At 65.7% G+C, this 23,134-nt stretch carries 18 protein-coding genes; 13 read left to right on the forward strand and 5 right to left on the reverse strand.

Translation table 11 applies throughout. The features are described from left to right. The first annotated feature begins 72 nt into the window (after positions 1-72). Entirely contained in the window at positions 73-1,626 is a 1,554-nt protein-coding gene (locus XnspCFBP7698_RS09575; RefSeq protein WP_199680129.1) for an alginate export family protein, read from the forward strand. Between the two features lie 288 nt (positions 1,627-1,914). Here the strand turns inward: XnspCFBP7698_RS09575 and XnspCFBP7698_RS09580 are convergent, their stop codons facing one another. Continuing rightward, complete coding sequence (locus XnspCFBP7698_RS09580) at positions 1,915-3,282, reverse strand: hypothetical protein (RefSeq protein ID WP_104581591.1); 1,368 nt, start codon at positions 3,280-3,282, stop codon at positions 1,915-1,917. 478 nt (positions 3,283-3,760) lie between these two features. Here XnspCFBP7698_RS09580 and XnspCFBP7698_RS09585 point away from each other — a divergent pair, with 478 nt between their 5' ends. From XnspCFBP7698_RS09585 to XnspCFBP7698_RS09595, 3 genes are all read left to right on the forward strand, one after another. Continuing rightward, positions 3,761-4,435, forward strand: a complete 675-nt coding sequence (locus tag XnspCFBP7698_RS09585) for a DUF502 domain-containing protein (protein WP_039409647.1) — start codon at positions 3,761-3,763, stop codon at positions 4,433-4,435. A gap of 4 nt (positions 4,436-4,439) precedes the next feature. After that, a complete protein-coding gene (locus XnspCFBP7698_RS09590; protein WP_104581590.1) occupies positions 4,440-5,216 on the forward strand; it encodes a queuosine precursor transporter in 777 nt (258 codons plus the stop codon). Between the two features lie 195 nt (positions 5,217-5,411). Further along, positions 5,412-7,361, forward strand: a complete 1,950-nt coding sequence (locus tag XnspCFBP7698_RS09595; RefSeq protein ID WP_039564068.1) for a DUF885 family protein — start codon at positions 5,412-5,414, stop codon at positions 7,359-7,361. A gap of 129 nt (positions 7,362-7,490) precedes the next feature. Here XnspCFBP7698_RS09595 and mmuM read toward each other — a convergent pair whose 3' ends face one another. The 4 genes from mmuM to XnspCFBP7698_RS09620 form a co-directional block, all read right to left on the reverse strand. After that, a complete protein-coding gene (gene mmuM, locus XnspCFBP7698_RS09600) occupies positions 7,491-8,459 on the reverse strand; it encodes a homocysteine S-methyltransferase (RefSeq protein ID WP_104581589.1) in 969 nt (322 codons plus the stop codon). Next, entirely contained in the window at positions 8,456-9,853 is a 1,398-nt protein-coding gene (gene mmuP / locus XnspCFBP7698_RS09605) for an S-methylmethionine permease (protein ID WP_104581611.1), read from the reverse strand. The genes mmuM and mmuP overlap by 4 nt, the downstream gene beginning before the upstream one ends. Positions 9,854-10,404: 551 nt before the next feature. Continuing rightward, positions 10,405-10,830: a hypothetical protein gene (locus tag XnspCFBP7698_RS09615; RefSeq protein WP_104581588.1), complete on the reverse strand. Its 426-nt coding sequence runs from the start codon at positions 10,828-10,830 to the stop codon at positions 10,405-10,407. Positions 10,831-10,886: 56 nt separating this feature from the next. Then, positions 10,887-11,579 carry a hypothetical protein gene (locus XnspCFBP7698_RS09620; RefSeq protein WP_104581587.1) on the reverse strand — a complete coding sequence of 231 codons (693 nt, stop codon included), beginning with the start codon at positions 11,577-11,579 and terminating at the stop codon, positions 10,887-10,889. 590 nt (positions 11,580-12,169) lie between these two features. Here XnspCFBP7698_RS09620 and XnspCFBP7698_RS09625 point away from each other — a divergent pair. From XnspCFBP7698_RS09625 to XnspCFBP7698_RS09665, 9 genes are all read left to right on the forward strand, one after another. Then, on the forward strand, positions 12,170-12,559 hold the full coding sequence (locus tag XnspCFBP7698_RS09625; protein ID WP_104581610.1) for a VOC family protein: 390 nt from the start codon (positions 12,170-12,172) through the stop codon (positions 12,557-12,559). A 140-nt stretch (positions 12,560-12,699) separates the two neighbouring features. Continuing rightward, positions 12,700-13,593 (forward strand): ABC transporter ATP-binding protein, encoded by an 894-nt coding sequence (locus tag XnspCFBP7698_RS09630; RefSeq protein ID WP_047693660.1) that lies wholly within the window; start codon positions 12,700-12,702, stop codon positions 13,591-13,593. A 12-nt stretch (positions 13,594-13,605) separates the two neighbouring features. Beyond that, positions 13,606-17,202 (forward strand): ABC transporter permease subunit, encoded by a 3,597-nt coding sequence (locus XnspCFBP7698_RS09635; protein WP_104581586.1) that lies wholly within the window; start codon positions 13,606-13,608, stop codon positions 17,200-17,202. A 221-nt stretch (positions 17,203-17,423) separates the two neighbouring features. Next, positions 17,424-17,873 carry a DUF2147 domain-containing protein gene (locus tag XnspCFBP7698_RS09640; RefSeq protein WP_047693663.1) on the forward strand — a complete coding sequence of 150 codons (450 nt, stop codon included), beginning with the start codon at positions 17,424-17,426 and terminating at the stop codon, positions 17,871-17,873. Between the two features lie 312 nt (positions 17,874-18,185). After that, complete coding sequence (gene metG / locus XnspCFBP7698_RS09645; RefSeq protein WP_104581585.1) at positions 18,186-20,270, forward strand: methionine--tRNA ligase; 2,085 nt, start codon at positions 18,186-18,188, stop codon at positions 20,268-20,270. A 411-nt stretch (positions 20,271-20,681) separates the two neighbouring features. After that, entirely contained in the window at positions 20,682-21,272 is a 591-nt protein-coding gene (locus XnspCFBP7698_RS09650) for an HAD family hydrolase (RefSeq protein ID WP_047693667.1), read from the forward strand. Between the two features lie 7 nt (positions 21,273-21,279). Then, positions 21,280-21,699, forward strand: a complete 420-nt coding sequence (rnfB, locus tag XnspCFBP7698_RS09655; protein WP_104581584.1) for an Rnf electron transport complex subunit RnfB — start codon at positions 21,280-21,282, stop codon at positions 21,697-21,699. 173 nt (positions 21,700-21,872) lie between these two features. Next, on the forward strand, positions 21,873-22,661 hold the full coding sequence (locus XnspCFBP7698_RS09660) for a hypothetical protein (RefSeq protein WP_104581583.1): 789 nt from the start codon (positions 21,873-21,875) through the stop codon (positions 22,659-22,661). An 85-nt stretch (positions 22,662-22,746) separates the two neighbouring features. After that, complete coding sequence (locus XnspCFBP7698_RS09665) at positions 22,747-23,112, forward strand: DUF4345 family protein (protein ID WP_047693671.1); 366 nt, start codon at positions 22,747-22,749, stop codon at positions 23,110-23,112. Positions 23,113-23,134 lie beyond the last annotated feature (22 nt).

A 23,134-nucleotide genomic window follows, 5' to 3' on the forward strand; every position in this document is an offset into this window, starting at 1 on the left:
TTTACTACAGTCAACGCCCCCCGTGCCGATAAGCTTCGCTCAGGGGTTTTCATTTTTCGATGGGGCAAGACGATGCAATTGACACGCTTGGCGCAGCCGGCCATGGCTGATACTTCCTTTGGTGCCACACGGCGCCTGTGCCTTGCGATCGGGTTGGCGTTGCCGGGCCTGGCGCTGGCGCAGGTGCAGCCGGCACCGGCCAACGCCGAGCAGGCCGTTGCAGAGCCGGCCAAGGCGCCGGTGACCACCGCGCCGGCCACCGCAAAGGGCTATCCGCAGGAAGCCCAGGGCTGGGGCGCCAAGCAGGGCGGCAACATGTGGCAGGTGCGCTGGGCCGAAGACTGGTCGTATTTGAAAGACACGTCCAAGCGCAAGAGCCCGTTCGATCCGCTCAAGTACATCCCGCTCAGCGAAGACGGCGATGTCTACGTTTCGCTCAGCAACGAGCTGCGCGTGCGCAGCAACACCATCACCAACCCGGGGCTGATTCCCGGTAGCCACTCGCAACAGCAGTATCTGCTGCGCGCGTTCTTCGGCGCGGACCTGCACGTGGGCGAACACTTCCGTCTGTACACGGAACTGGCGCACGGCAGCCTGGATGGGCGCAACGAAGGCGCCAAGACCGGCACGCAGGAGAACAACGCCATCCTGCAGCAGGTGTTCTTCGACGTGAAAGGCCGCATCGGCAGCGCCGACACCGGTTTGCGGGTAGGCCGTCAGGTCTTCGTCGATGGCCCCACCACCTTGATGGCGCTGCGCGACAATACCGACATCTTCGTCACCTTCAACGGTGCGCGCGCCTGGGCGATCGGCGAAAAAACGCGTGTCGACGTATTCGACTTCAATTTCAACCTGGATGGCACCGAAGGCCTGGGCGACGACCGTATCGACCGCTCGCGGCACTTCCGCGGTGTGGTCGGTGGCTACCGCCTGCCGACCGCCAAGCCCATGTACCTGGAACCGTTCTTCTATCAGTTCCGCAACGACAATCAGGTGTGGGGCCGGCAGACCGCCGAAGAGCACCGCAATTACTACGGCCTGCGCCTGTGGGGCAACGTGGGCAAGCTGCGCACCGACTCGTTCGTGACCGTGCAGCGCGGCAGCTTTGGCGGACGCGACCTGCGTGCCTACATGGCCAGCACCTCCAACGCCTGGTCGCTGAGCGAAACCGGCTGGAAGCCGCGCCTGGGGTTCCATAGCGAAATCGCCTCCGGCGGTGGCGGCACCTCCGGTACCGGCACGCTGCGCAACAACAACTTCCTGTACGGCAACACGATCTACTTCAGCTGGGCCACCTTCTTCGGTCCGGTGAATCTGGTCACCGCTGCGCCGACCTTCACCTTCTCGCCCACCTCCAAGCTCACCGTGAATCTGGAATGGGAAACCCTGTGGCGCCAGACCACCAGCGATGCGATCTACAACAACCAGGCACGCGCCTATGCACGCACGCAGAACACGGGCGAGCGCCGCATCGGCACCATGCCGCGCGTCAATGCCACCTGGAACATCGACCCGAACTGGTCGGTAACCTTCCGCGCCGAGCACCTGATGGCCGGCCCCGCGCTGGAAAGAGCCGGTTATGGCGATTCGACCTTCGTGATGGGCTGGTTGAACTTCCGGTTCTAAGCACGCGGCGGTACGCCTGCGCACACCGATGCGGTGTGCGTCATTGCTGCGCGTCTGCACAGCGACACATCGACATGCCGCGTCCTGTCAGGGACGCGGCATGTTGCTTTTCAGCGCAGCTGACTGCAGTGGGGTGCCACGACTGCGGCGCGCATGCCTCGCAATCCCGTGCTGATCGCACCGGCGCGGCCATGAAGTTCCAGAGGCGCTGCTGACGGACCAGGTCGTGGCCTCACAGGCTCCACTAGCGACCTGAAGGATGCACCACGCCACTGACGCGTCGCGACACTACTGGATCGTAGTGCTCGCGCGCTCGGCAAGCCGGCTGGCCGGCAGTGGCCAGCGATCGTCTCCGGCACCGTCCTCACGTCTGGCATACCGAGCGATAGTCAGATGTTTGCCGTCGCCGCCGGCCTGCAGCGGGCGCATCTGTCCGCGCAGCGCAGGCGGCAGCTCGGCAAGTCGCTGCGCAAGCGGCCGTGTATCGGCCGGGCGATCGCGCAACCACAGCAGGGCTGCCACCGTATGGACTGCCGCGGCAGTGTCCTGCAGCTTGTGCTGATAATTGGCATAGTCCGGACGCGCCGCGCTGACCAACAGACAGCCGGTGGCATTGGCCACGCAGGCCACCGTGGCCGTGTCGGGCGTTGCCACCATGCCGGGCGGCAGCGCCTGATCCTGCGCCAGCAATGCCCGCACCGGGGCGCTGCAGGCCCAAGTAAAGGTCGGTGCCAGCAGCGCCTGGGTGCGCTCGCGGTCCAGTAGCCGTGGTGAGATGCGATCCAGCCAGTCGCGATCGCCATCCTGGACGGACGCGTCCTGCAGCATCGAAAACACCAAGCGCGATTCGCCGTGCAGCGCATTGCACAGCGAAATCTCTTCCATCGCCGCCGGTGCGAACGCCGCGGCGCACTGCGCGGGCAACGGCGCCTGCGCAGGCAGCTCGGCCAGCATGTCCGCAAACAGCTGCGCGTTACCGCGCAGCATCGCCGCGCCGATCATCGTGACCGCCAGGTTGTCGCTGCTACGCAGCAGCACCCGGGCAACCTGCGCGCTGGTGCAGACATCGCTCAAGGCCTGGGTGGTACGCCCCTGGACGAAATCCAGTGCGCTGGCGGTCATCGACAGCGGCATCCGCGGCAGCTCGGGCAAGGTCATATCGGCGCGTGGCGGGAACGGGCTGCGGTAGTCGGTGTAGTTGGCCAATGCCCGCATCCTGCTCAGCATCGGCGCTTGTGCGGCCAGCGCATCGGCATAGGCCTGCGGTTGTTCGCGCACCTGCTGTAAACATCCGCCTGCGCTGGCACTGCACAGGGCTGGCGCGGTGGCTGGCCAGCTTGGCAGGCGCGGATAGTCCGCGACGGCACTGCGAAACTGCGCCTGCCGCGGCAGCCGATTCAGGCGTTCCACGTCCCGGGCCAGCACGGTCTCTCGCTGCGCTTCCGGAACCGCGTAGGACAGCGACCAGAGCGCCGCGAACATATTGGCCCCACGCAACGGCGGCAGCGGTTGACGCAGCTGCGCCAGCGCCTGCCGCTGTGCATCGGGAATGGGCCAACGTTGGGAGACGGCATACAGCGCCGCCACTACCGCAAGCAGGATGCAAACACCGAGCAAGGCGGTCTTGAGGAACTTGGCAAGCATCTGCACATCCATCCCTGGGAAGCTGCGCATCTTAGTGCCATCGGCGCAGCACCGCGACGGGTAGACGAAGACGCGTCCACGTATCGGCATTGCGTTCTTTCAGCAGGCAAAAGCAGCGGCAACCGATTGAACGACACGCACGCGCAATGTCCGGGCAAGGACGGCGGACGCTGGCGACAGCCTGCCGGTTTTCAGGCAGCGGAGTTGGGAAGGCCGGGTTGCGGACATCAGTGGCGGTCGTGCCCTCATCCGGCGCTACGCGCCACCTTCTCCCGGCGGGAGAAGGGAGCGGCCTTTGCCTTTGCCCTTGCCTTGCCGGCGCCACTGACACTGCAACTGCCCCTGCCTCTGCCCAGCAGTTGCAGTTGCCACAGCAATTACCGATCGCGGCAGTCCAACAGTGAGTGAGCGCGTTTACCAATCCCGAATGCCCACTCCCCAATCCCGGCACCACCTCCACCGGACGCGGCCGAATGCCTACACTATGCAGATGTCCGAATCTCCCACTCCGCATTCCCGCCCTTCCCTGCAACGCGTGTTTCTCACCGGGTTGCTGACCTTGCTGCCGGTCTGGCTGACCTGGGTGGTGGTGAAGTTCGTGTTCGCGCTGCTCTCGGGCATCAGCAGCCCGTGGGTGGTGCCGCTGTCCGAGCGTATCGCCGCCTCGTTCCCGGATAACCTGGGCTGGATCAAGGCGCTCTGGGTGCAGAACACCATTGCCCTGATCGCTACCGTGGCGGCGATCCTGTTTGTCGGCATCCTGAGTAGACGCGTGATCGGCCAGCGCCTGCTGCGCTGGTTCGAGGCGATCATGCGGCGCATCCCGCTGGCCAGCGTGGTCTACGACAGCGCGCGCAAGTTGCTCGACATCCTGCAGACCCAGCCCGGCAGTACCCAGCGCGTGGTGCTGATCGACTTCCCGCATCGCGACATGAAGTCGGTCGGCCTGGTCACCCGCGTCATCAAGGAACAGGGCACCGGCCGCGAGCTGGCGGCGGTGTATGTGCCGACCACGCCCAACCCGACCTCCGGCTATCTGGAAATCGTGCCGGTGGAATTACTCACGCCCACCGACTGGAGCGTGGATCAGGCGATGAGCTTCATCATCTCCGGCGGCGCAGTGGCGCCGGAATCGGTGCCCTTCACCCGTACTGCGGACCGCTGAGACCATGACACACATGCGTACCCTCGACGATCGTGCGGTACGCCTGTTCATTGCGCTGGCCGCGTTCTTCTGCGTCAACGCGGCACTGGCCGAGTTCATCGGCGTCAAGATCTTCGCGCTGGAAGACACCCTGGGCATCGCGCCGTTGAACTGGAACCTGTTCGGTCAACGCGGCTCGCTGAGCTTCACCGCCGGCACCTTGTTGTGGCCGGTGGTGTTCATCATGACCGACACCATCAACGAGTTCTTCGGCAGCCGCGGGGTGCGTTTCATCTCGTGGGTGGCGGTGGCGTTGATCGGCTACGGCTTCGTGTTCGCCTTTGCGGCCATCGCACTGGCGCCGGCCGGGTGGTGGGTGACCGCGGCGCAGAGCCAGGGCGTGCCGGACTATCAGGCCGCCTTTGCGGCGGTGTTCGGGCAAGGGCTGTGGACCATCGGCGGCTCGCTGGTGGCGTTCCTGGTCGGCCAGTTGATCGACGTGTCGGTGTTCCATCGCATCCGCAAGCTCACCGGCGAACGGCACGTGTGGCTGCGCGCCACCGGCTCCACTGCGGTGTCGCAGCTGGTGGACAGCTTCGTGGTGATCTACATTGCCTTCGTGCTCGGGCCCCAGCACTGGTCGATGGATCAGTTCCTCGCGGTGAGCACGCTCAACTATGTGTACAAGATGGGCTTTGCCGTCCTGCTGATCCCGCTGCTGTATCTGGCGCGCCGCGGCATCGGCGCCTACCTGGGTGCCGAGCGGGCCGAACAGTTGCGCCAGGAAGCCGCGGCCGATTGAGCGGCAAGGCTTGCCGGGTGGCGCGCTTCCCTGGCGCTGCAAGGCATCCGCCGATTGCCGCGCTGCATCATCCGAAGCGGAACCGCGTCCAGCCAGTGCGCCGCATGAATTGCCGATAGGCGGTATGACCGCGATGGGTGGCCGTAACCGTGCGGATCGGGCAAGCTCCCCGCTCGCTTGTTTCCGGAGCCGGTAATGCCCCTCAGCTTTTCCCGCCTGCTGTCGCTGGCCCTCGCCGCCGTGTTGAGCCTGCCAGTGGCAGCGCCCGCCGATGCGGCCAAAAAGAAGACCGCCAAGGCACAGACCACGCAGACGCGCGCGAAGGCGGGCAAAGCCAAGAAGACCACCAAACCCGCGGCCAAGGGCTCCAGGACCGCCAAGGGCAGCAAGGCAGCCAAGGCGCGCCCGCGGCCCGTCGTCGCCCCGGTGGTGCTGACCAAGGCCCAGCAACTCAACCTGCTCTACGACCAGTACTGGGACGCCTCGCTCAAGCTCAACCCGCTGCAGGCCACCTTCCAGGGCGAGAGCCGCTACAACGACCAGTTGCCCAACTTCCTGTCGCCGGCATTCCGTCAGCAGTCGCACGATTTCACCGTGCTGTGGCTGGGCAAGGCCGAGGCGCTTGGGCCGGACGGTCTGAGCGGCCAGGACCTGCTGAGCTATCAGATCTTCGTGCGCGATGCGCGCAGTGCGCTGGCCGCCGAGCAGTTCCCCAGCTGGATGCTGCCGATCAACCAGTTCTACAACATCGCCAGCATCGCCGTGGTGCTGGGCTCGGGCACCGGCGCGCAGCCGTTCAAGACGGTCAAGGATTACGACAACTGGTCGCGGCGTGCGCTGGGCATCCCGGACCTGTTCGACCAGGCCATCACCAACATGCGCGCCGGCATGCAGGCCGGGGTGGTGCAGCCCAAGGTGCTGATGCAGAAAGTGCTGCCGCAGCTGGATGCGATCATTGCGCGCAGTGCCGAAGACAGCCTGTTCTGGGGGCCGATCCGCAACCTGCCGGCCGACATGCCCGAAGCCGACAAGCAGCGCCTCACCGCCGAATACAAGCGGCTGATCGAGGTGCGCATCCTGCCGGCCTACCGCGCGCTGCGCGGCTTCATCGCCACCGAATACCTGCCGGCCTGTCGCGACACCGACGGCCTGGCGGCGCTGCCCAACGGCGCGGCCTGGTACGCCTACGACGTGCGCCAGAGCACCACTTCGGAGCTGAGCCCGGAGCAGATTCACCAGATCGGGCTGGACGAGGTGGCGCGCCTGCAGGGCGAGATCCAGGCGCTGGCCAAGCAGGTCAAGTTCCGCGGCAACCTGCCCAAGTTCTACAAGTTCATGCAGACCGACAGGCGCTTCAGCTTCCGCAGCGAGACCGAGCTGCTGGGGTATTACCGGGGCCTGCAGGGGCGCGTGCAGGGCGCGGTGCCGCGCCTGTTCACTGTCCAGGGCATGCCGGAGCTGGAAGTGCGGGCGGTGGAACCGCAGCGTGCGCAGTCGGCGGCCAGCGGCTCGTACATGCGCCCCAGTGCCAACGGCAGCGCGGGCAGCACGCCGGGCATCTTCTACGTCAACACCTCCGACCTGCCCTCGCGCAAGACCTGGGAAGCGGAGAGCCTGTACCTGCACGAGGCGATCCCCGGCCATCACTACCAGCTGGGCCTGCAGCAGCAACTGACCGACCTGCCCAAGTTCCGCCGCCTGGGCGGTGAGACCGCGTACATCGAAGGCTGGGGGCTGTACGCCGAATCGCTGGGCCGCGAGCTGGGGCTGTATCAGGACCCGTACAACTATTACGGCTACCTGCAGAACGCGCTCTGGCGCTCGATCCGGCTGGTCGCCGATACCGGCCTGCACAGCAAGGGCTGGACCCGCACGCAGGCCATCGACTACATGCTGGACAACTCTGCGATGAGCCGCACCGATGCCGAAGCCGAGGTCGATCGCTACATGGCCATCCCCGGCCAGGCGCTGGCCTACAAGGTGGGCGAGATGAAGATCGCGCAGCTGCGCGAACAGGCCCAACGCGAGCTGGGGCCGCGCTTCGACGTGCGCGCCTTCCACACCGAAGTGCTCAAGGACGGCTCGGTGCCGCTGGAGATCCTGCAGGAGAAGATCCAGCGCTGGATCGCCACCCAGAAGGGCTGAGGCAGACACGCGCGGCACAGTCCCGTCGCGCGCGCCCCGGAAAGGGCGTGCCATCGCACGCCGGCAAACGCGACACGCCTGCCAGATCACCGCGGCGGCGGCCACGGCACACCGCCGCCGTGACCATCGTCAGCCCCGGGCGGTCGCCCGCGCCGCGGCCAGCGTAGCGATGTCGCGCGGCGTGGTGCGGCAACAGCCGCCGATCAGGCGCGCACCGGCGGCCAGCCACTGCGTGTGCTGGTCGGCCAGGCTGCACGCCGGCGCATCGCCAGCGTGCCAGCGCTTGTCGCTGGCGTCGTAGTGTTCGCCGGAGTTGGGGTAGACCACCAACGGCAGCGTGGTCAGCGCCGCCAGGCTCTGCAACGCTGCCGTGACCTGGTCCAGCGCAATGCAGTTGATCCCCACCGCCACCACCTGCGGGCTGGCATCCAATGCCGGCACCACCTGCGCCAACGGCGTGCCATCGCTCAGATGCGCTGCGTCGCGCAGGGTGAACGAGAACCATGCATGCAGCTGCGGAAATTCTTCCAGCACCCGGCGTAAGGCGTCGATCTCGCTGGCCGAAGGCAGGGTCTCGCAGGCCAGCACGTCCACCCCGGCCGCGGCCAGCGCGGCGATGCGCGGACGGTGGAAGTCCATCATTTGGGCCAGCGGCAGCACGTAGTCGCCGCGATATTCCGAGCCATCGGCCAGATAGGCACCGTACGGGCCGACCGACCCTGCCACCCATAACGGCGCGTCCTGCGGTTGCGCCTGCAGATGATCGGCGCGCGCCTGTGCGGCCAGCGCCACGCTGCGCGCGATCAGGGCCTGCGACTGCGCCAGGTCCAGGCCGCGCGCGGCAAAACCCAACGGCGTGGCCTGGTAACTGGCAGTGATGGCGCACTGCGCGCCGGCAGCAAAATAATCGCGGTGCACCTGGTAGATCAGCTCCGGCTGCTCCATCAGCACGCGCGCCGACCACAGCGCATCGTTGAGATCGCAGCCGCGCTTTTCCAGTTCGGTGGCCAGGGCGCCATCCAGCAGGACGACTCCGTCGTGCTGCAAGACCTGGCTGAAAGGCGCATCGGCGCGCGGCTGGCGGGGAAGAATCGTCATGGGTGCAGTCTCCGGGCCGCAAGCCATTGGGTGAATGCGTAGGCGCCATAACACAGCGCGACAAAGGGAATGCCGCAGTACAGCGCGATGCGCTGCTGCGGATCGAACGCCAGCCCGAGGCAGGCCAGCAGACACAGCAAAAAGCCCAGAATCGGCGTCCACGGATACCACGGCGCCCGGTACGCCAGTGTCTCCAGCGCGCGCCCATCGCGCAGCAGCTGGCGGCGAAACCGGTAATGCGCAGCGCAGATGCTCAGCCAGACCACCACCACCGCAAAGCCGGAGACCGCCGAAATCGCCACGAACACGGTGTCGGCCGCATACACGCCGGTGAGCAGCGCCAGCAAGCCGCCCAGCATGCTCAGCGACACCGCGCGCAAGGGGATGCCGCGGCGGGTCAGACGCGCCAGGCCCGCCGGAAGGGTGCCCTCGTTGGCCAGCGACCACAGCATGCGCGCGGCTGCATACAGGCCGGAATTGGCCGCCGACAGGATCGCGGTGAGGATCACCGCATTCAAGATATCCGCCGCATACGGAATGCCCAGCAATTCGAATGCGCGCACGAACGGGCTTTTTTCCACCGCTGCCTGCCCGGCCGGCAGCAAGGCGGCCAGCACCAGTACCGTACCCACGAACAACACCACCAGCCGTACCAGCGTGGTGCGGATCGCCAGCGGAATCGCGCGTGCAGGCTGCGCGGTTTCGCCGGCGGCCACGCCGATCAATTCAGTGCCGGAAAACGCGAAGTTCACCGCCACCATCGTCATCAGGATCGGCAAGCTGCCCTGCGCAAACCAGCCGTCGGCACGCAGATGACGCAGCCCCGGTGCAGGCGAACCGTCGGCCAGCGGCAGCACACCGATCACAGCCGCGCCACCCAGCACGATGAACACCACGATGGTGATCACCTTGATCAACGAAAACCAGAATTCGCCCTCGGCAAACCAGCGTGCCGACACCGTGTTCAAGCCGAAGATCAGCGCGCAGAACAGCAGGCACCACGGCCATGCCGGGCTGTGCGGAAACCAGTACTGCATGCAGAACGCCGCGGCGGTCAGGCTCGATCCCAATGCCACCGTCCAGGTCAGCCAGTACAACCATGCCACCACGTAGCCGGTGGCCGGGCCCAGGTAACGCGCCGCATACACATGGAATGCGCCGGTCTGCGGCATCGCCACTGCCAGTTCGCCCAGGCATTGCATCACCAGGTACACCACCAGCGCGCCGATCAGATACGCGATCACCGTGCCCAGCGCGCCGGTGCTGGCGATGATGTAACCGGTGTTGAAAAACAGCCCGGTACCGATCACCCCGCCCAGCGACAGCATCACCAGATGGCGCACCTGCATGCTGCGCTGGAACTGCGGTGCGGTGGTCGGCGGCGATTCGGGCACGGGCGCATCTGGACGGGGGGGGAAGCCGTATCCTGCCACGCGCAGGCAGGCGGGCACAGCCGTGTGCGGACGCGCCGTGAGCCATGGGCTTTCGCTGACTGACAGGCGGCGATGCCGCCAATTGGTGTCCGCAGGCCCTCGACCTGCCGCATCATCACCAGCCAGCTGCGCAAACCTCTGCGCGCGGCCGGTTTGCCTACGAACCTTCCAATACCACAGCACCGTGCATGCGATGACCTTGCTGCGCTCTGCATCGCAGGCACACGCCTGCCCTGTAGGTACGACGCGCCCTTGACCGTGCCGGGTCCAACTAGACACGCGGGCACGCGCGCCACTGTCTTGGTCGTCGATGACCACGCCGCCGAACCTGGGATGCTGCACGTTGGCGCCGAGCGTGATCGCCGGCGCCTCGATCATGCCGTGCCGCATGCTGCGCGGCGCGCCCAATGAGGCGCTGCGCGAAACCTGCACACCTTCGGCCGCACGTCGTGCAGCAGTTCGCGCGAGATCTCGCGCAGGGAGCGCGGGGGCAGGACGTTTCGCCGTGCCGGTCAGGGATCGAGCCGGCAGTAGGCGCCCGGTGTATAGCCGAAGCTCTCGCGCATCGCGTTGCGAAACTCGGCGAACGTGAAGTCGGTCGCCACGCGCATCAACACGCCGGCATAGGCACCGCCGGTTTTGCCGTCGCTGCCGGTGCCCCACTGCACCTGCCAGGTCGCGTAGGTGTTGCCGTCGTGGGTCTGGGCGCGTTGCAGGTCCACACGCAGGCCTTTGACCAGATCCATGCCCACGATCACGCCTTCGCTGTTGGCATAGTCGGCGGGGACTTGGATCACTGTATCGTCGTTGACCTTCGTGCGGCCGATGCCGACATAGTTGGCGATCTTCGCCGTCAGGTAGTCGTCGAGCACATGCTTGCGGATCTTGCTGCTGGCACTGCTGAACGTGCCGGTGCCGTTGTTGGTGTAGGTGGTCATGGAGACAGTCCTCTTGTGTCGGGTGGATGCGCGGATGGGCGGCGGTGCAGTGCCGGTCAGAGTCGGTGCAGGCGTTCGATGAACCCGGCGCGGTCCTCGATGCACTGTTCGGCCGCGATCAGCGGCCTGTCCTGCCAGGTCGCCCTGCCCACGCGCGCGAGAGTTGCCTCGGCATCGCGGATATCGCAGGCAGTCATCACTCCCTCGCTCACGGTCAACCGTGCATAGCGGATCAGCACCCGGTCGTGTGCGGTGTAGACCACCTGGCTGGACGCGGCCGCGGTCACCTGGGCCAGCACGGTCTCAGGCTGCTCAACTAGCGCAGGCAAGCGGCCCGATGTCAGCGATTCGATGCGACTGCTGTTGCAGATGCCCGACCAGCCGGCGAACACGCCGTGCTCGGTGAGCAGCGGGACCAGCTGCGGCAGCGAGGCCAGCGAAAAACAGGTATCAACGATCAGCGCCGGCGTGCGGATGCCGATGGCGACCAGATCCGCGATGAAGCGCTGGAACACGGCAGCATCGCTGCAGCCGTTGAACTGGGTCGGAGCGCCGTGGTTGTCCACATTGCCGTGGCCGCCGCCGATCCACACCGTGTCGTACTGCAACTGCGGCGTGTCCTGCGCGGTGCGCGGCAAGGCTGCGACGATCGCATCGCGACCGGGCAGCGTGTCGGCCGGGTGCTGGATCACATGTACGCCCTTGGGGATGGATTTGAGATGCGGCGGGTGGAACGCGAGAATGGGCATGGGTAAGTTCCTGGCATGGAAGGACGATGCCCCGGCGGCGCAATGCAAACGCGCACCGATACGACATCGGTGTCCAGCATCGGTGGCGTCGACAGTGCAGCCCATCGGCAAACTCCTGACATCGGCTTGCCAGGCGGAGGATGTTGGCGCTGCGCGTCCGTGCTGGCGCCGTGCGCGAGTCAGCCGTGCGGTGGTCCCCGATGTGCACGCGCGAAGCGCTGCGTCAGGCGCACTGCATCACTTCCGCCCGATGTCGATCGGCCAACCTGCCCAACGGACCCAGACGGGCACAGCCATGCGCAGGCGAGCGGCGAAACAGGGCCTGCGGCTAACGCTCGGGCGGTTATGCTGCCGACTGGTTTCTGCTGGTCCGCTGACATGCCAGACCATTACCTTCCATCTGCGCAAACATCCGCGCACTGCCTGCTTGCTGTGGGCTTGCCCACAACGCTGCCAATGTCACAGCACCCTGCGTGCGATGACGCTGCTGCGTCCTGCATCGCGGGCACGCGCCTGCCATCTGCATGCGCGGCGCCGCCAAGCGTGCCGGCACTGCCCGGCTGCTCAACGTCAATGCGTCGGAGCGCGGCATGATGCTCGCCGGCATCCACCATGTGGCCATCATCGCTGGCGACTACGCGCGCTCCAAACAGTTCTACTGCGAGATCCTGGGCCTGCGCGTGCTCGACGAGCATTACCGGCAGGCGCGCGATTCGTGGAAGCTGGATCTGGCGCTGCCCGATGGCGGACAGATCGAGCTGTTCTCGTTCCCCGCTGCCCCGGCACGCCCCAGCCGCCCGGAAGCACAAGGGCTGCGCCACCTGGCGTTTCGCGTCGTAGATCTGGACAGCGCGGTCGCGCATCTCAACGCGCACGGCGTGGCCACCGAGGACATCCGCATCGACGAATACACCGGCCGCCGCTTCACCTTCTTCGCCGACCCGGATGCGTTGCCGCTGGAGTTGTACGAGGTCGGTTAGAACCTGCGGACCTCGCAGCCCAGTTGCAGGGTACGGTCACATCCACCGCATCTGCGCGTCAATGTGGCATGACTTCCGGCGCATGCGGCAATGCGGCAACACCGTGAAGATCCTCAGTACCCAGGGCAAAGGAACCGTCCATGCTGCAGATCCGCGCGTTGTCCAAGACCTACGCCAATGGCGTGCATGCGCTGCAAGGTGTCACGCTCGACATTCCCCGCGGCATGTTCGGGTTGCTCGGCCCCAACGGCGCCGGCAAGTCCTCGCTGATGCGCACGCTCGCCACCCTGCAGGAGCCGGATTCGGGCAGCGTGACGCTGACCGGCGCCGACGGCAGCAGTATCGACGTACTCAAGCAAAAAGACCTGTTGCGGCGCCGGCTGGGCTATCTGCCGCAGGATTTCGGCGTGTACCCGAAAGTCAGCGCGCTGGACCTGCTCGATCATTTCGCGGTGCTGAAAGGGCTGACCAACCGTGCACAGCGTAAGGAGGTGGTCGAGCGCCTGTTGCAGCAGGTCAATCTGTGGGATGCGCGCAAGCGCAAGCTAGGCACCTACTCCGGCGGCATGCGCCAGCGCTTCGGTATTGCGCAGGCGCTGTTGGGCAACCCGCAGTTGGTCATCGTCGACGAGCCCACCGCGGGGCTGGATCCGGAAGAGCGCAACCGCTTTTTGAATCTGCTGGCCGAAATCGGCGAGAACGTGGTGGTCATCCTGTCCACCCACATCGTCGAAGACGTCACCGACCTGTGCCCGACGATGGCCATCATGAACAAGGGCCAGGTGTTGCTGACAGGACGGCCGTCCGACGCCATCGACATGCTCAAGCAACAGGTCTGGCGCAAGCAGGTCAGCAAGAGCACCCTGCCCGACTACGAAGCACGCTTCACCGTGTTGTCCACGCGCCTGATCGCCGGCCATCCGGTGATCCACGTGTTCAGTGCGGACTGCCCGGAACCGGGTTTCGAACAGGTCGCCCCCGATCTTGAGGATGTCTATTTCCAGCGCCTGCGCAAGCAAGCGTTGGCTGCCTGACGGAGCGCGGCCATGATCCTGGCGTTCCTGTGCTTCGAACTGCGCGAACAACTGCGCTCGCCCTTCCTGTGGCTGCTGGCCGCGCTGTACGCGTTGCTGGCCTTTGCCGCGCTGGCCAGCGATGCGGTGCAGATCGGTGGCGGCATCGGCAATGTGCTGCGCAACGCGCCGACCGTGATCGCCAGCGTGCTGGCGATTTTCAGTCTGCTCGGCCTGCTGGTGGCTGCGCTGTTCGTCAGCAATGCGTTGTTGCGTGATTTCGAGCTGGGCACCGCAGAGCTGGTGTTTTCCACGCCGGTGCGTCGCCGCGATTACCTGTGCGGCCGCATCGGCGCGGCGCTGATCGCCGGCACGGTGATGTATCTGGTGATCGCGCTGGGCATGTTCGTAGCGCAATTCATGCCCTGGATCGACCCGGCGCGGCTGGGGCCGGTCTCGCTACTGCCGTACCTGTGGTCGCTGCTGGTGCTGGTGCTGCCCAACCTGCTGTTCACCACCGCGCTGCTGTCGCTGCTGGCGGTCACCACGCGCAGCATCCTGTGGGTCTACATCGGCGTCATCGTGTTTTTCGTGCTGTATGGCGTGAGCCGTGCACTGCTGGCCGATCTGGACAACGTCTGGGTTGCAACCCTGTCCGACCCACTCGGCATCCGCGCACTATCGCAAACGCTGCGCTACTGGTCGGCCGAACAACGCAACCTGCAGTTGCCTCCGTTGGCCGGCTACCTGCTCGCCAATCGCGCGCTGTGGCTGGGCATGAGCGGGCTGCTGTTCGCTGCGACCTTCGCACTGTTCCGCACCGAACGTAGCGACACGCGTGGTCGCCGCGGCACGACGCCTGCGGCATCTTCCAGCGCGCAAACAGCCAGCGTGCGCGTGATCGCCACCGGCCTCACCGTGACGCCCGCCTTCGCGGCCACCACCGCCTTCCGGCAGCTGCTGCGCCAGATCCGTTTCGATACGCTCGGCGTGCTGCGCAGCGCACCGTTCGTGGTGCTGCTCATGATGGGCCTGGCCAACTTCATCCCGACCGCGTTGTTCAATGCGCGCCTCTACGGCACCGCCGTGTTGCCGGTCACTTCGCTGATGCTGCAAGCACTGCAGAACAGCTACAGCTTTCTACTGATCATCGTGGTGCTGTTCTATGCCGGCGAACTGGTGTGGAAGGAACGCGGCAACCGCATCGACGGCATCACCGATGCCATGCCGGTGCCGGATTGGGTTCCGCTGCTCGGCAAGTTCGTCGCCTTGCTGGCCGTGATCGCCAGCTTCCAGTTCGCTGGCGCGTTGACCTCGATCGTGCTGCAACTCGGCCGTGGCTACACCACGATCGAGCCATTGCTGTATCTCAAGACCCTGGCGCTCGGCTCGGTGCTGTATGTGCTGATGGGTGGCATGGCCCTGGTGCTACAGGTGTTGAGCAACAACAAGTTCGTCGGCTACGCCTTATTGATGCTGGTGTTGATCGGGCAATCGGTATTGTCGCTGCTCGACTACACGCAGAACCTGTACAACTTCGGAAGCTGGCCCAACGCACCGTATTCGGACATGAACGGCTTCGGCCACTTCCTGCCCGGGCAGCTGTGGTTCCAGGCGTATTGGGGCGTGTTCCTGCTGGCCTTGTTGCTGCTGTCCTCGGCGTTCTGGCCGCGTGGCATCGGCCATGGCCTGCGCCAACGTGTGCGCGTGGCGCTGCGGCGCCTGCGCGGCCCCACCGGCGCGGCACTGGCGATCAGCCTGCTCGGCTTTGCAGCAATCGGCGGCTGGCTGTACTGGAACACCAACGTCTACAACAGCTTCCTGTCGCCGGAACAAGAGCTGGACCTGCAAGCACGTTACGAGCGCGAATACCGTAAGTACAAGGACCTGCCGCAGCCGCGCATCATCGCCGTGGACAACCACATCGACCTGCATCCGGAAACGCAGTCGGCCGTGATCGATGCCACCTGGACCGTGCGCAATACCCACAGCGTCCCGATCAGCGAGGTGCACATCGGCATGCAGGGCCGCAGCGGCGACCGTAGCTTGGTGACAGTGGATCTGGGCGGGCAGACGCTGATCACACATGACATTCCGGCCGGCTACCGCATCTATCGATTGCAGCACCCGCTGCAACCTGGCGAGGAGCGCATGTTCCGCTTCCGCGTGGACCAGCACCCGCATGGCCTTACCGCCGCGCAGGCACAGACCGATCTGGTCGCCAACGGCACTTTCTTCAACAGCAGGTCGTTGCCCTGGTTCGGCTACAACACGCAAACCGAGATCACCGACCGCAACGACCGCCGCAAGCGTGGCCTGAGCGAACCGACGCGCATGCCCAAGCTGGAAGACCAGGCTGCCCGCGCCAACACGTATGTCAGCAACGATGCTGACTGGCTGCAGTTCGCCAGCACCATCTGCACTGCCCCGGATCAGATCGCACTGGCGCCGGGCTATCTGCAGAAGGAGTTCCAGCAGGCTGGCAGGCGTTGCTTCCGCTACGTGATGGATCGCCCGATGCTCAACTTCTATGCGTACCTGTCGGCGCGCTGGCAGGTGCGCGAGGCCTACTACAAGAAGCTTCCGATCGAGATCTATTACGACCCCAAGCACCCGTACAACGTGCAACGCATGATCGAAGGCGTGCAGAAGTCGCTGACCTATTACGAAGCCAATTTCACCCCTTACCAGCACCATCAGGTGCGCATCATCGAGTTCCCGGGTTATGCGGGGTTTGCGCAGTCGTTCGCCAACACCATCCCTTATTCCGAATCGATCGGTTTCATCGCCGACCTGCGCGACAAGAACGACATCGACTACGTGTTCTACGTCACCGCGCATGAAGTGGCACACCAATGGTGGGCGCATCAGGTGATCGGTGCGAATGTGCAAGGCGCCACGATGCTGTCCGAATCACTGGCGCAGTACTCGGCGCTGATGGTAATGGAGCGCGAATACGGCCGCGCGCACATGCGCCGCTTCCTCAAGTACGAGCTGGACCGCTACCTGGAAGGACGCAGCGGCGAAACGATCGATGAGCTGCCGTTGTATCGGGTGGAAAACCAGCAGTACATCCACTACCGCAAGGGTTCGCTGGTGTTCTATCGCCTGCGTGAGGAAATCGGCGGGCAGGCGCTCAATCGCGCATTGCAGCGTTTTTTGCAGGCCAAGGCATTTCAGCAGCCGCCTTACACCACCTCCGCCGAGCTGCTGCAGGCCATTCGTGCCGAGGCACGCCCCGATCAGCAGGCAATGATCACCGACCTGTTCGAAAGGATCACCTTCTACGACAACCGCGTGGTGAGCGCGCAGGCCCGCAAGCGCCCGGATGGACGCTTCGATGTGACCGTGCAGGCGCAGGCGGCCAAGATGCAGGCAGATGGCCGCGGCAAGGAACATGCGGTGCCGATGGACGACTGGATCGAAGTGGCGATCTACGGCCTGCCCTCTGGCAAGAACGCCACGGCGCCACTGCTGGCGCTGCAACGCCAGCACATCACCAGCGCAACGCCCAGCTTCACCTTGACCGTCGACGCCCTGCCCATCGAAGCCGGGTTCGACTCCGACAACAAGCTGATCGACCGGGTGCCGGACGACAACCGCAAACGGATCAGTCTGCTGACCCACTGACCTGCCGGGTGCAGCAGGCTGTGATGGCCGCAGCAACCTGGCGTGGCTGCGGCATCCGCCGTAGTCGCGCGCGCGTGGTTCGGAAGGCCGGGGCTGTGCTCACCCTGCAGCGGCCGCGCATGAACGCATCTTCCAGGGCGTCTTTCCCGCACCATACTCCACGGTATACATTCGCGATCAGGCCGCCGACGGCGGCCCTAGCAATCCCTGGGAGGGGACATATGCGCAAGACCTTCAAGACCCTGCTGGTGGCCCTGCCGCTGGCCGCCGCCTCGCTGCTGGCCCAGGCCTCCGACTCGCCGGTCGGTCGCTGGAAGACCATCGACGATGAAACCGGCAAGCCCAAGTCGGTGGTGCAGATCGAACAGGCCGCCAACGGCACCCTCAGCGGCAAAGTCGTCGAGATCCTGCAGTCGGCCAAGGGCCCGAACCCGCTCTGCGACAAGTGCGAGGGCGAGCGCAAGGGCAAGCCGATCAAGGGCATGACCATCCTGTGGGGCCTCAAGGCCGACGGCACCGCCGTGTGGGACGGCGGCTCGGTGCTCGATCCGGCCAAGGGCAAGACCTACAAGGCCAAGATCACCCTGACCGAAGGCGGCAAGAAGCTGCAGATGCGCGGCTATGTCGGCATCGAAGCGCTGGGCCGCACGCAGACCTGGGTGCGTGAGTAGCCGGGAATCGGGAATCGTAAAAGCGGGCGCCCTTCGGGGCGCCTTTTTTTGTGCTCGTCGATCTGTGCGGCGCGATGTGGCAGGCGACCATCGCCTCTCAAGGCACTCCGTCGATGAGCAACCGGTTGCCCAAAACGAAGCCCGTCCCCCATACCCAATCAGGAACTTCTCCCCGAACGCTTCACGCCTCAACAGAACTGGCGACCTGATCCTGCCTTTCCCGATTCCCGATTCCCGATTCCCGACTCCCGATTCCCGAATCTCCATTCCCGACTAGTGCGATAATCGCGTGTCCCCCGCATTACGCCTGCCATGACCCGCACCGCACTTGTCACCACTGCCCTGCCGTATGCCAACGGCCCGCTGCATCTTGGCCATCTGGTCGGCTATATCCAGGCCGATATCTGGGTGCGCGCGCGCCGCCTGCGCGGCGACAAGACCTGGTTCGTCTGCGCCGACGACACCCATGGCACGCCGATCATGCTGGCCGCCGAGAAGGCCGGGGTGACCCCGGAAGCCTTCATCGCCAGCGTCCAGGCCAGCCATGAGCGCGATTTCGCCGCGTTCGGGGTGACCTTCGATCATTACGATTCGACCAATTCGCCGGTCAATCGCGAGCTGACCGAGGCCTTCTACGCCCGGCTCGAGGCCGCCGGCCATATCAGCCGGCGCTCGGTGGCGCAGTTCTACGACCCGGCCAAGGGCATGTTCCTGCCGGACCGCTACATCAAGGGCATCTGCCCCAATTGCGGCAGCGCCGACCAGTACGGCGACAACTGCGAAGTCTGCGGCGCCACCTATGCGCCGACCGAGCTGAAAGAGCCCAAGTCGGTGATTTCCGGCGCCACGCCGGAGCTGCGCGATTCGGAGCATTTCTTCTTCGAAGTGGGCCATTTCGACGGCTTCCTGCGAGAGTGGCTGGCCGGCGACGTGGCACTGCCCGGCGTCAAGGCCAAGCTCAAGGAATGGCTGGACACCGAAGGCGGCCTGCGCGCCTGGGACATCTCGCGCGATGCGCCGTATTTCGGCTTCCAGATCCCCGGCCAGCCGGGCAAGTATTTCTACGTGTGGCTGGATGCGCCGATCGGGTATCTGTGCAGCTTCAAGACGCTGTGCGCGCAGATGGGCGAAGACTTCGAATCGCATCTGGTGGCCGGCACGCAGACCGAGCTGCATCACTTCATCGGCAAGGACATCGTCAATTTCCACGGCCTGTTCTGGCCGGCGGTGCTGCACGGCACCGGCCACCGCGCGCCCACGCGCCTGCACGTCAACGGCTATCTCACCGTGGACGGCGCCAAGATGTCCAAGTCGCGCGGCACCTTCGTGATGGCGCGGACGTTCCTGGATGTCGGCCTGGAGCCGGAAGCGCTGCGTTATTACTTCGCGGCCAAATCCTCCGGCGGGGTGGACGACCTGGATCTCAACCTGGGCGATTTCATCGCACGGGTGAACGCGGACCTGGTCGGCAAGTTCGTCAACCTGGCCAGCCGCTGCGCCGGCTTCATCGGCAAGCGCTTCGACGGCAAGCTGGCCGAGGCGCTGCCCGATGCCGCGCAATACGAACGTTTCGTCGCGGCGTTGGCACCGATTCGCGAGGCCTACGAACGCAACGATGCGGCCAGCGCGATTCGCCAGACCATGGCGTTGGCCGACGAGGCCAACAAGTACATCGACGACACCAAGCCGTGGGTCATTGCCAAGCAGGACGGCGCCGATGCGCAGTTGCAGTCGGTGTGCACGCAGGGCCTGAACCTGTTCCGCATCCTGGTGGCTGCGCTCAAGCCGATCCTGCCGCGCACCTGCGCCGAAGCCGAAGCGTTTCTGTCTGCGCCGATGACCAGCTGGGAAGACGTCGAGCGCCCGCTGACGACGCATACGATCCAGCCCTACACCGCCCTGTTCACCCGTATCGACCCCAAACTGATCGACGCCATGACCGACGCTTCCAAAGACACCCTCGCCGCCCCTGCTGTACCCGCTGCAACCGCCAAGCCGGTATCAACCAAGGCCGACGCAAAGCCCGCCGCTGCGGCGAATCCCGAATCCCCAATCTCCAATCCCGGCCTCATCGGCATCGACGATTTCGCCAAGCTCGACCTGCGCATCGGCAAGGTGCTGGTCTGCGAATTCGTGGAAGGCTCGGACAAGCTGCTGCGCTTCGAACTGGATGCCGGCGAGCTGGGCAAGCGCCAGATCTTCTCGGGCATCCGCGGCAGCTACGGCGAACCGGAAACGCTGGTCGGCCGCAGCGTGGTGTTCATCGCCAACCTGGCCCCGCGCAAGATGCGCTTCGGCATCAGCGAAGGCATGATCCTGTCGGCCGGCTTCGACGGCGGCGCACTGGCGCTGCTGGATGCCGATGATGGCGCGCAGCCGGGTATGCCTGTTCGGTGAAGCGGGATTCGGGATTGGAGATTGGGGATTGGGGATTCGTAGAAGCAACACCTGATTTGGTCTGCGAGACATGCTCGGTGAAGCTCCAGGATCTGACCACTAAGAGATTTCAAAAGCGAGTGCCTAGCCCGTCTCCATACGTCCCGGGTTGAAAGCCCCTCTCCCGCCGGGAGAGGGCTCGGGGTGAGGGTACGGTGCGAAGCCCTGACGTCTTGCCAGACTGCACGTGGCTTCGCCCGTACCCTCATCCGCCCCTGCGGGGCACCTTCTCCCACAGGGAGAAGGGAAAGCGGATTGGCCCGAGAAATACAGCGCCCTCCCCCGACTCTCGCTACCAACTCTCGCTCCCGAACCGACTCTCGCCCCAACTCCCACGAATCCCCAATCCCAAATCCCAAATCCCAGCCCCCCATGCACCTGGCCCTGTTCGATTTCGACCACACCATCACCACCTGCGACACCTACGCGCGCTTCCTGCGCAAGGTGGCGGCGCCGGCGCAGGTGGCAGCGGCAAAGTGGCAGGTTGGCCCCTGGGTACTTGGCTATCGCATGGGCATCGTGTCTGCAGCGGCCTTGCGTGCCCGCGTGACGCGCCTGGTGTTCAGTGGCCGCGCGCTGGACGAGATGGTCGCGCATGGCGCCGATTACGCGCGCACCGCACTCCCGGGCGTGTTGCGTGCCGAGATGATGCAGCGTATCGACTGGCATCAGGCGCAGGGGCACGAAGTGGTGCTGGTGTCGGCATCGCTGGATCTGTACCTGCAACCGTGGTGCGCGCAACACGGGCTGTCGCTGATCTGCAACCGGCTGGAGCACCACGGCGGCCGCCTCAGCGGGCGCTATGCCGAGGGCGATTGCGGGCCGTACAAGGCCGCGCAGATCCGCGCGCGCTACGATCTGTCGCACTATGCGTGCGTGCATGCCTATGGCGACAGCCGCGAAGACAAACCCATGCTCGCACTGGCGCAACAGCGCTGGTTTCGCGGCCATCCGCTGCACTGATGCGGCAATGAACACGCCTGCGCCCGATCTGGTCGAACGCCTCGACCGCCTGCTGCCGCAGACCCAATGCGGCCAGTGCGGCTACGACGGCTGCCGCCCGTACGCGCAGGCCATGGCCGATGGGCGCGCCGGCGTGGACCATTGCCCGCCCGGCGGCGATGCCGGCGCACGTGCGCTGGCCCGGGTGCTGGATGTGCCGGCGCGCCCCTTCGATCGCAGCCGCGGCGCGCACAAACCGCCGCAGGTGGCCTGGATCGTGGAAGCCGATTGCATCGGCTGCACCAAATGCATCCAGGCCTGCCCGGTGGATGCCATCGTCGGCGGTGCCAAGCACATGCACACGGTGATCGCACCGCTGTGCACCGGTTGCGAGCTGTGCCTGCCGGCATGCCCGGTGGATTGCATCGTGCTGCACGCCGCCGGCTAGGCATCGGCCTGCGCACCGGTACTGGCCCTGCGCGCTCCCAGCCGCGCGACCCGGCGCGGCGCCGGACCGGTGGCCCCAGTCCTACATGCAGTCAGGAACGTCCTGACCCCGCCGGCGCATCCGTGCTGCGGCCGCGCCCGTATTGCTAGGCACTCCCATCGAGGACTCCACCGATGCGTCCATTTGCTGCTGCCGTTGCCGCGCTGGCCAGACACTGCCGGCCGATTCCGCCGTTGCTGCTGCTGGTGCTGGGCAGTGCACCGCTGTCGGCCGCCGCGGTCACGCGCGTGGATGGCGATGCCTTCGATGCCGACAACGGCGCACTGCGGTATCGCGAATCGCACTGGCTGCTCGACGACGGCGGCCGGTTGGTGCTGTATCGCTGCCCGAACGGGCAACCCTTTGCGCGCAAGCAGGTCGAAGGCGGCGGCACCGCGCCCGACTTCAGCCTGCTGGATGGACGCGACGGCTATCGCGAAGGCGTGCGTCGGCGCGATGGCGTGCGCGAAATGTTCCAGCAGCAGCCCGGCAAGCCCGAACGCCATACGCCACTGCCGGCCAGCGAAGACGAGCGCGTGATCGATGCCGGCTTCGATGCGTATCTGCGCGCCCACTGGGACGCACTCGCCGGCGCCCCGCAGCGCGTGGACTTCGTTTTGCCCAGCCTGCAGCGGCAGCTGGCGTTCAAGGTCGAACGCATCGGCGACAGCGGCGGCCAGCGGCGTTTGCGCATTTCGCTCGATGCGTGGTACGGCGCGGCGGTGCCGTCGCTGGAGGTGCGCTATTCCATCTCCAACAAGCGTCTGCTCGAATTCCGCGGCGTCGGCAACCTGCGCGATGCGCAGGGGCGTTATCCGCGGGTGCGCATCGTTTTCCCGGACACCGCTGCGCGTGCCAGCACCGATGACGAGCTGCGCCAGGCGCGCGAGCAGGCGCTGGCCCGCAGCTGCGAGGCGCCGTGAGCCACACGCGCCACATCTTCACGCCCGACCACACGCCGTTGCGTACAACGGCCCGGGCACCCATTCCTCGTACAGGACCACCGTCATGGCAAAAGCCTATCTCTGGATCAACGCAGTGCTCTACGTCGTTCTGGCGATCTGGTGCACGCTCTCCCCGACCAAGACCGCAAACGCGGTCGGCTACACGCAGCTGTCGCCGGCCGGCCAGTCGGAATATCTGGTCATCTATGGCGGCCTGCAGCTGGGCATGGCGTTCCTGTTCGGCTATTTCGCCTGGATCGACCAGCCACGCACCGGCCTGCTGGTCGCACTGGCCTTCTACGTCCCCATCGTGCTGTTCCGCAGCGTCTCGCTGGCGCGCCTGTGGCCGGTCTCCGCGCCTACCGTGGCGCTTGCCGGCGTGGAGATCCTGCTGCTGCTCGCCGCCGTGCTGCTATGGCTGCGCAAGTGACAGACAGCGCCTGCCCAGTCCG

The organism is Xanthomonas sp. CFBP 7698, from assembly GCF_003600855.1.
In the GTDB taxonomy this organism is placed as follows: Bacteria; Pseudomonadota; Gammaproteobacteria; order Xanthomonadales; family Xanthomonadaceae; genus Xanthomonas; species Xanthomonas cannabis.

What these genes read in the sequence shown, in the direction of transcription:
- XnspCFBP7698_RS09575 (WP_199680129.1), top strand. Translation starts at nt 73, where the DNA reads ATGCAATTGACACGCTTGGCGCAGCCGGCCATGGCTGATACTTCCTTT.
- XnspCFBP7698_RS09580 (WP_104581591.1), bottom strand. Translation starts at nt 3,282, where the DNA reads ATGGATGTGCAGATGCTTGCCAAGTTCCTCAAGACCGCCTTGCTCGGT.
- XnspCFBP7698_RS09585 (WP_039409647.1), top strand. Translation starts at nt 3,761, where the DNA reads ATGTCCGAATCTCCCACTCCGCATTCCCGCCCTTCCCTGCAACGCGTG.
- XnspCFBP7698_RS09590 (WP_104581590.1), top strand. Translation starts at nt 4,440, where the DNA reads ATGACACACATGCGTACCCTCGACGATCGTGCGGTACGCCTGTTCATT.
- XnspCFBP7698_RS09595 (WP_039564068.1), top strand. Translation starts at nt 5,412, where the DNA reads ATGCCCCTCAGCTTTTCCCGCCTGCTGTCGCTGGCCCTCGCCGCCGTG.
- mmuM (WP_104581589.1), bottom strand. Translation starts at nt 8,459, where the DNA reads ATGACGATTCTTCCCCGCCAGCCGCGCGCCGATGCGCCTTTCAGCCAG.
- XnspCFBP7698_RS09615 (WP_104581588.1), bottom strand. Translation starts at nt 10,830, where the DNA reads ATGACCACCTACACCAACAACGGCACCGGCACGTTCAGCAGTGCCAGC.
- XnspCFBP7698_RS09620 (WP_104581587.1), bottom strand. Translation starts at nt 11,579, where the DNA reads ATGCCCATTCTCGCGTTCCACCCGCCGCATCTCAAATCCATCCCCAAG.
- XnspCFBP7698_RS09625 (WP_104581610.1), top strand. Translation starts at nt 12,170, where the DNA reads ATGATGCTCGCCGGCATCCACCATGTGGCCATCATCGCTGGCGACTAC.
- XnspCFBP7698_RS09630 (WP_047693660.1), top strand. Translation starts at nt 12,700, where the DNA reads ATGCTGCAGATCCGCGCGTTGTCCAAGACCTACGCCAATGGCGTGCAT.
- XnspCFBP7698_RS09635 (WP_104581586.1), top strand. Translation starts at nt 13,606, where the DNA reads ATGATCCTGGCGTTCCTGTGCTTCGAACTGCGCGAACAACTGCGCTCG.
- XnspCFBP7698_RS09640 (WP_047693663.1), top strand. Translation starts at nt 17,424, where the DNA reads ATGCGCAAGACCTTCAAGACCCTGCTGGTGGCCCTGCCGCTGGCCGCC.
- metG (WP_104581585.1), top strand. Translation starts at nt 18,186, where the DNA reads ATGACCCGCACCGCACTTGTCACCACTGCCCTGCCGTATGCCAACGGC.
- XnspCFBP7698_RS09650 (WP_047693667.1), top strand. Translation starts at nt 20,682, where the DNA reads ATGCACCTGGCCCTGTTCGATTTCGACCACACCATCACCACCTGCGAC.
- rnfB (WP_104581584.1), top strand. Translation starts at nt 21,280, where the DNA reads ATGAACACGCCTGCGCCCGATCTGGTCGAACGCCTCGACCGCCTGCTG.
- XnspCFBP7698_RS09660 (WP_104581583.1), top strand. Translation starts at nt 21,873, where the DNA reads ATGCGTCCATTTGCTGCTGCCGTTGCCGCGCTGGCCAGACACTGCCGG.
- XnspCFBP7698_RS09665 (WP_047693671.1), top strand. Translation starts at nt 22,747, where the DNA reads ATGGCAAAAGCCTATCTCTGGATCAACGCAGTGCTCTACGTCGTTCTG.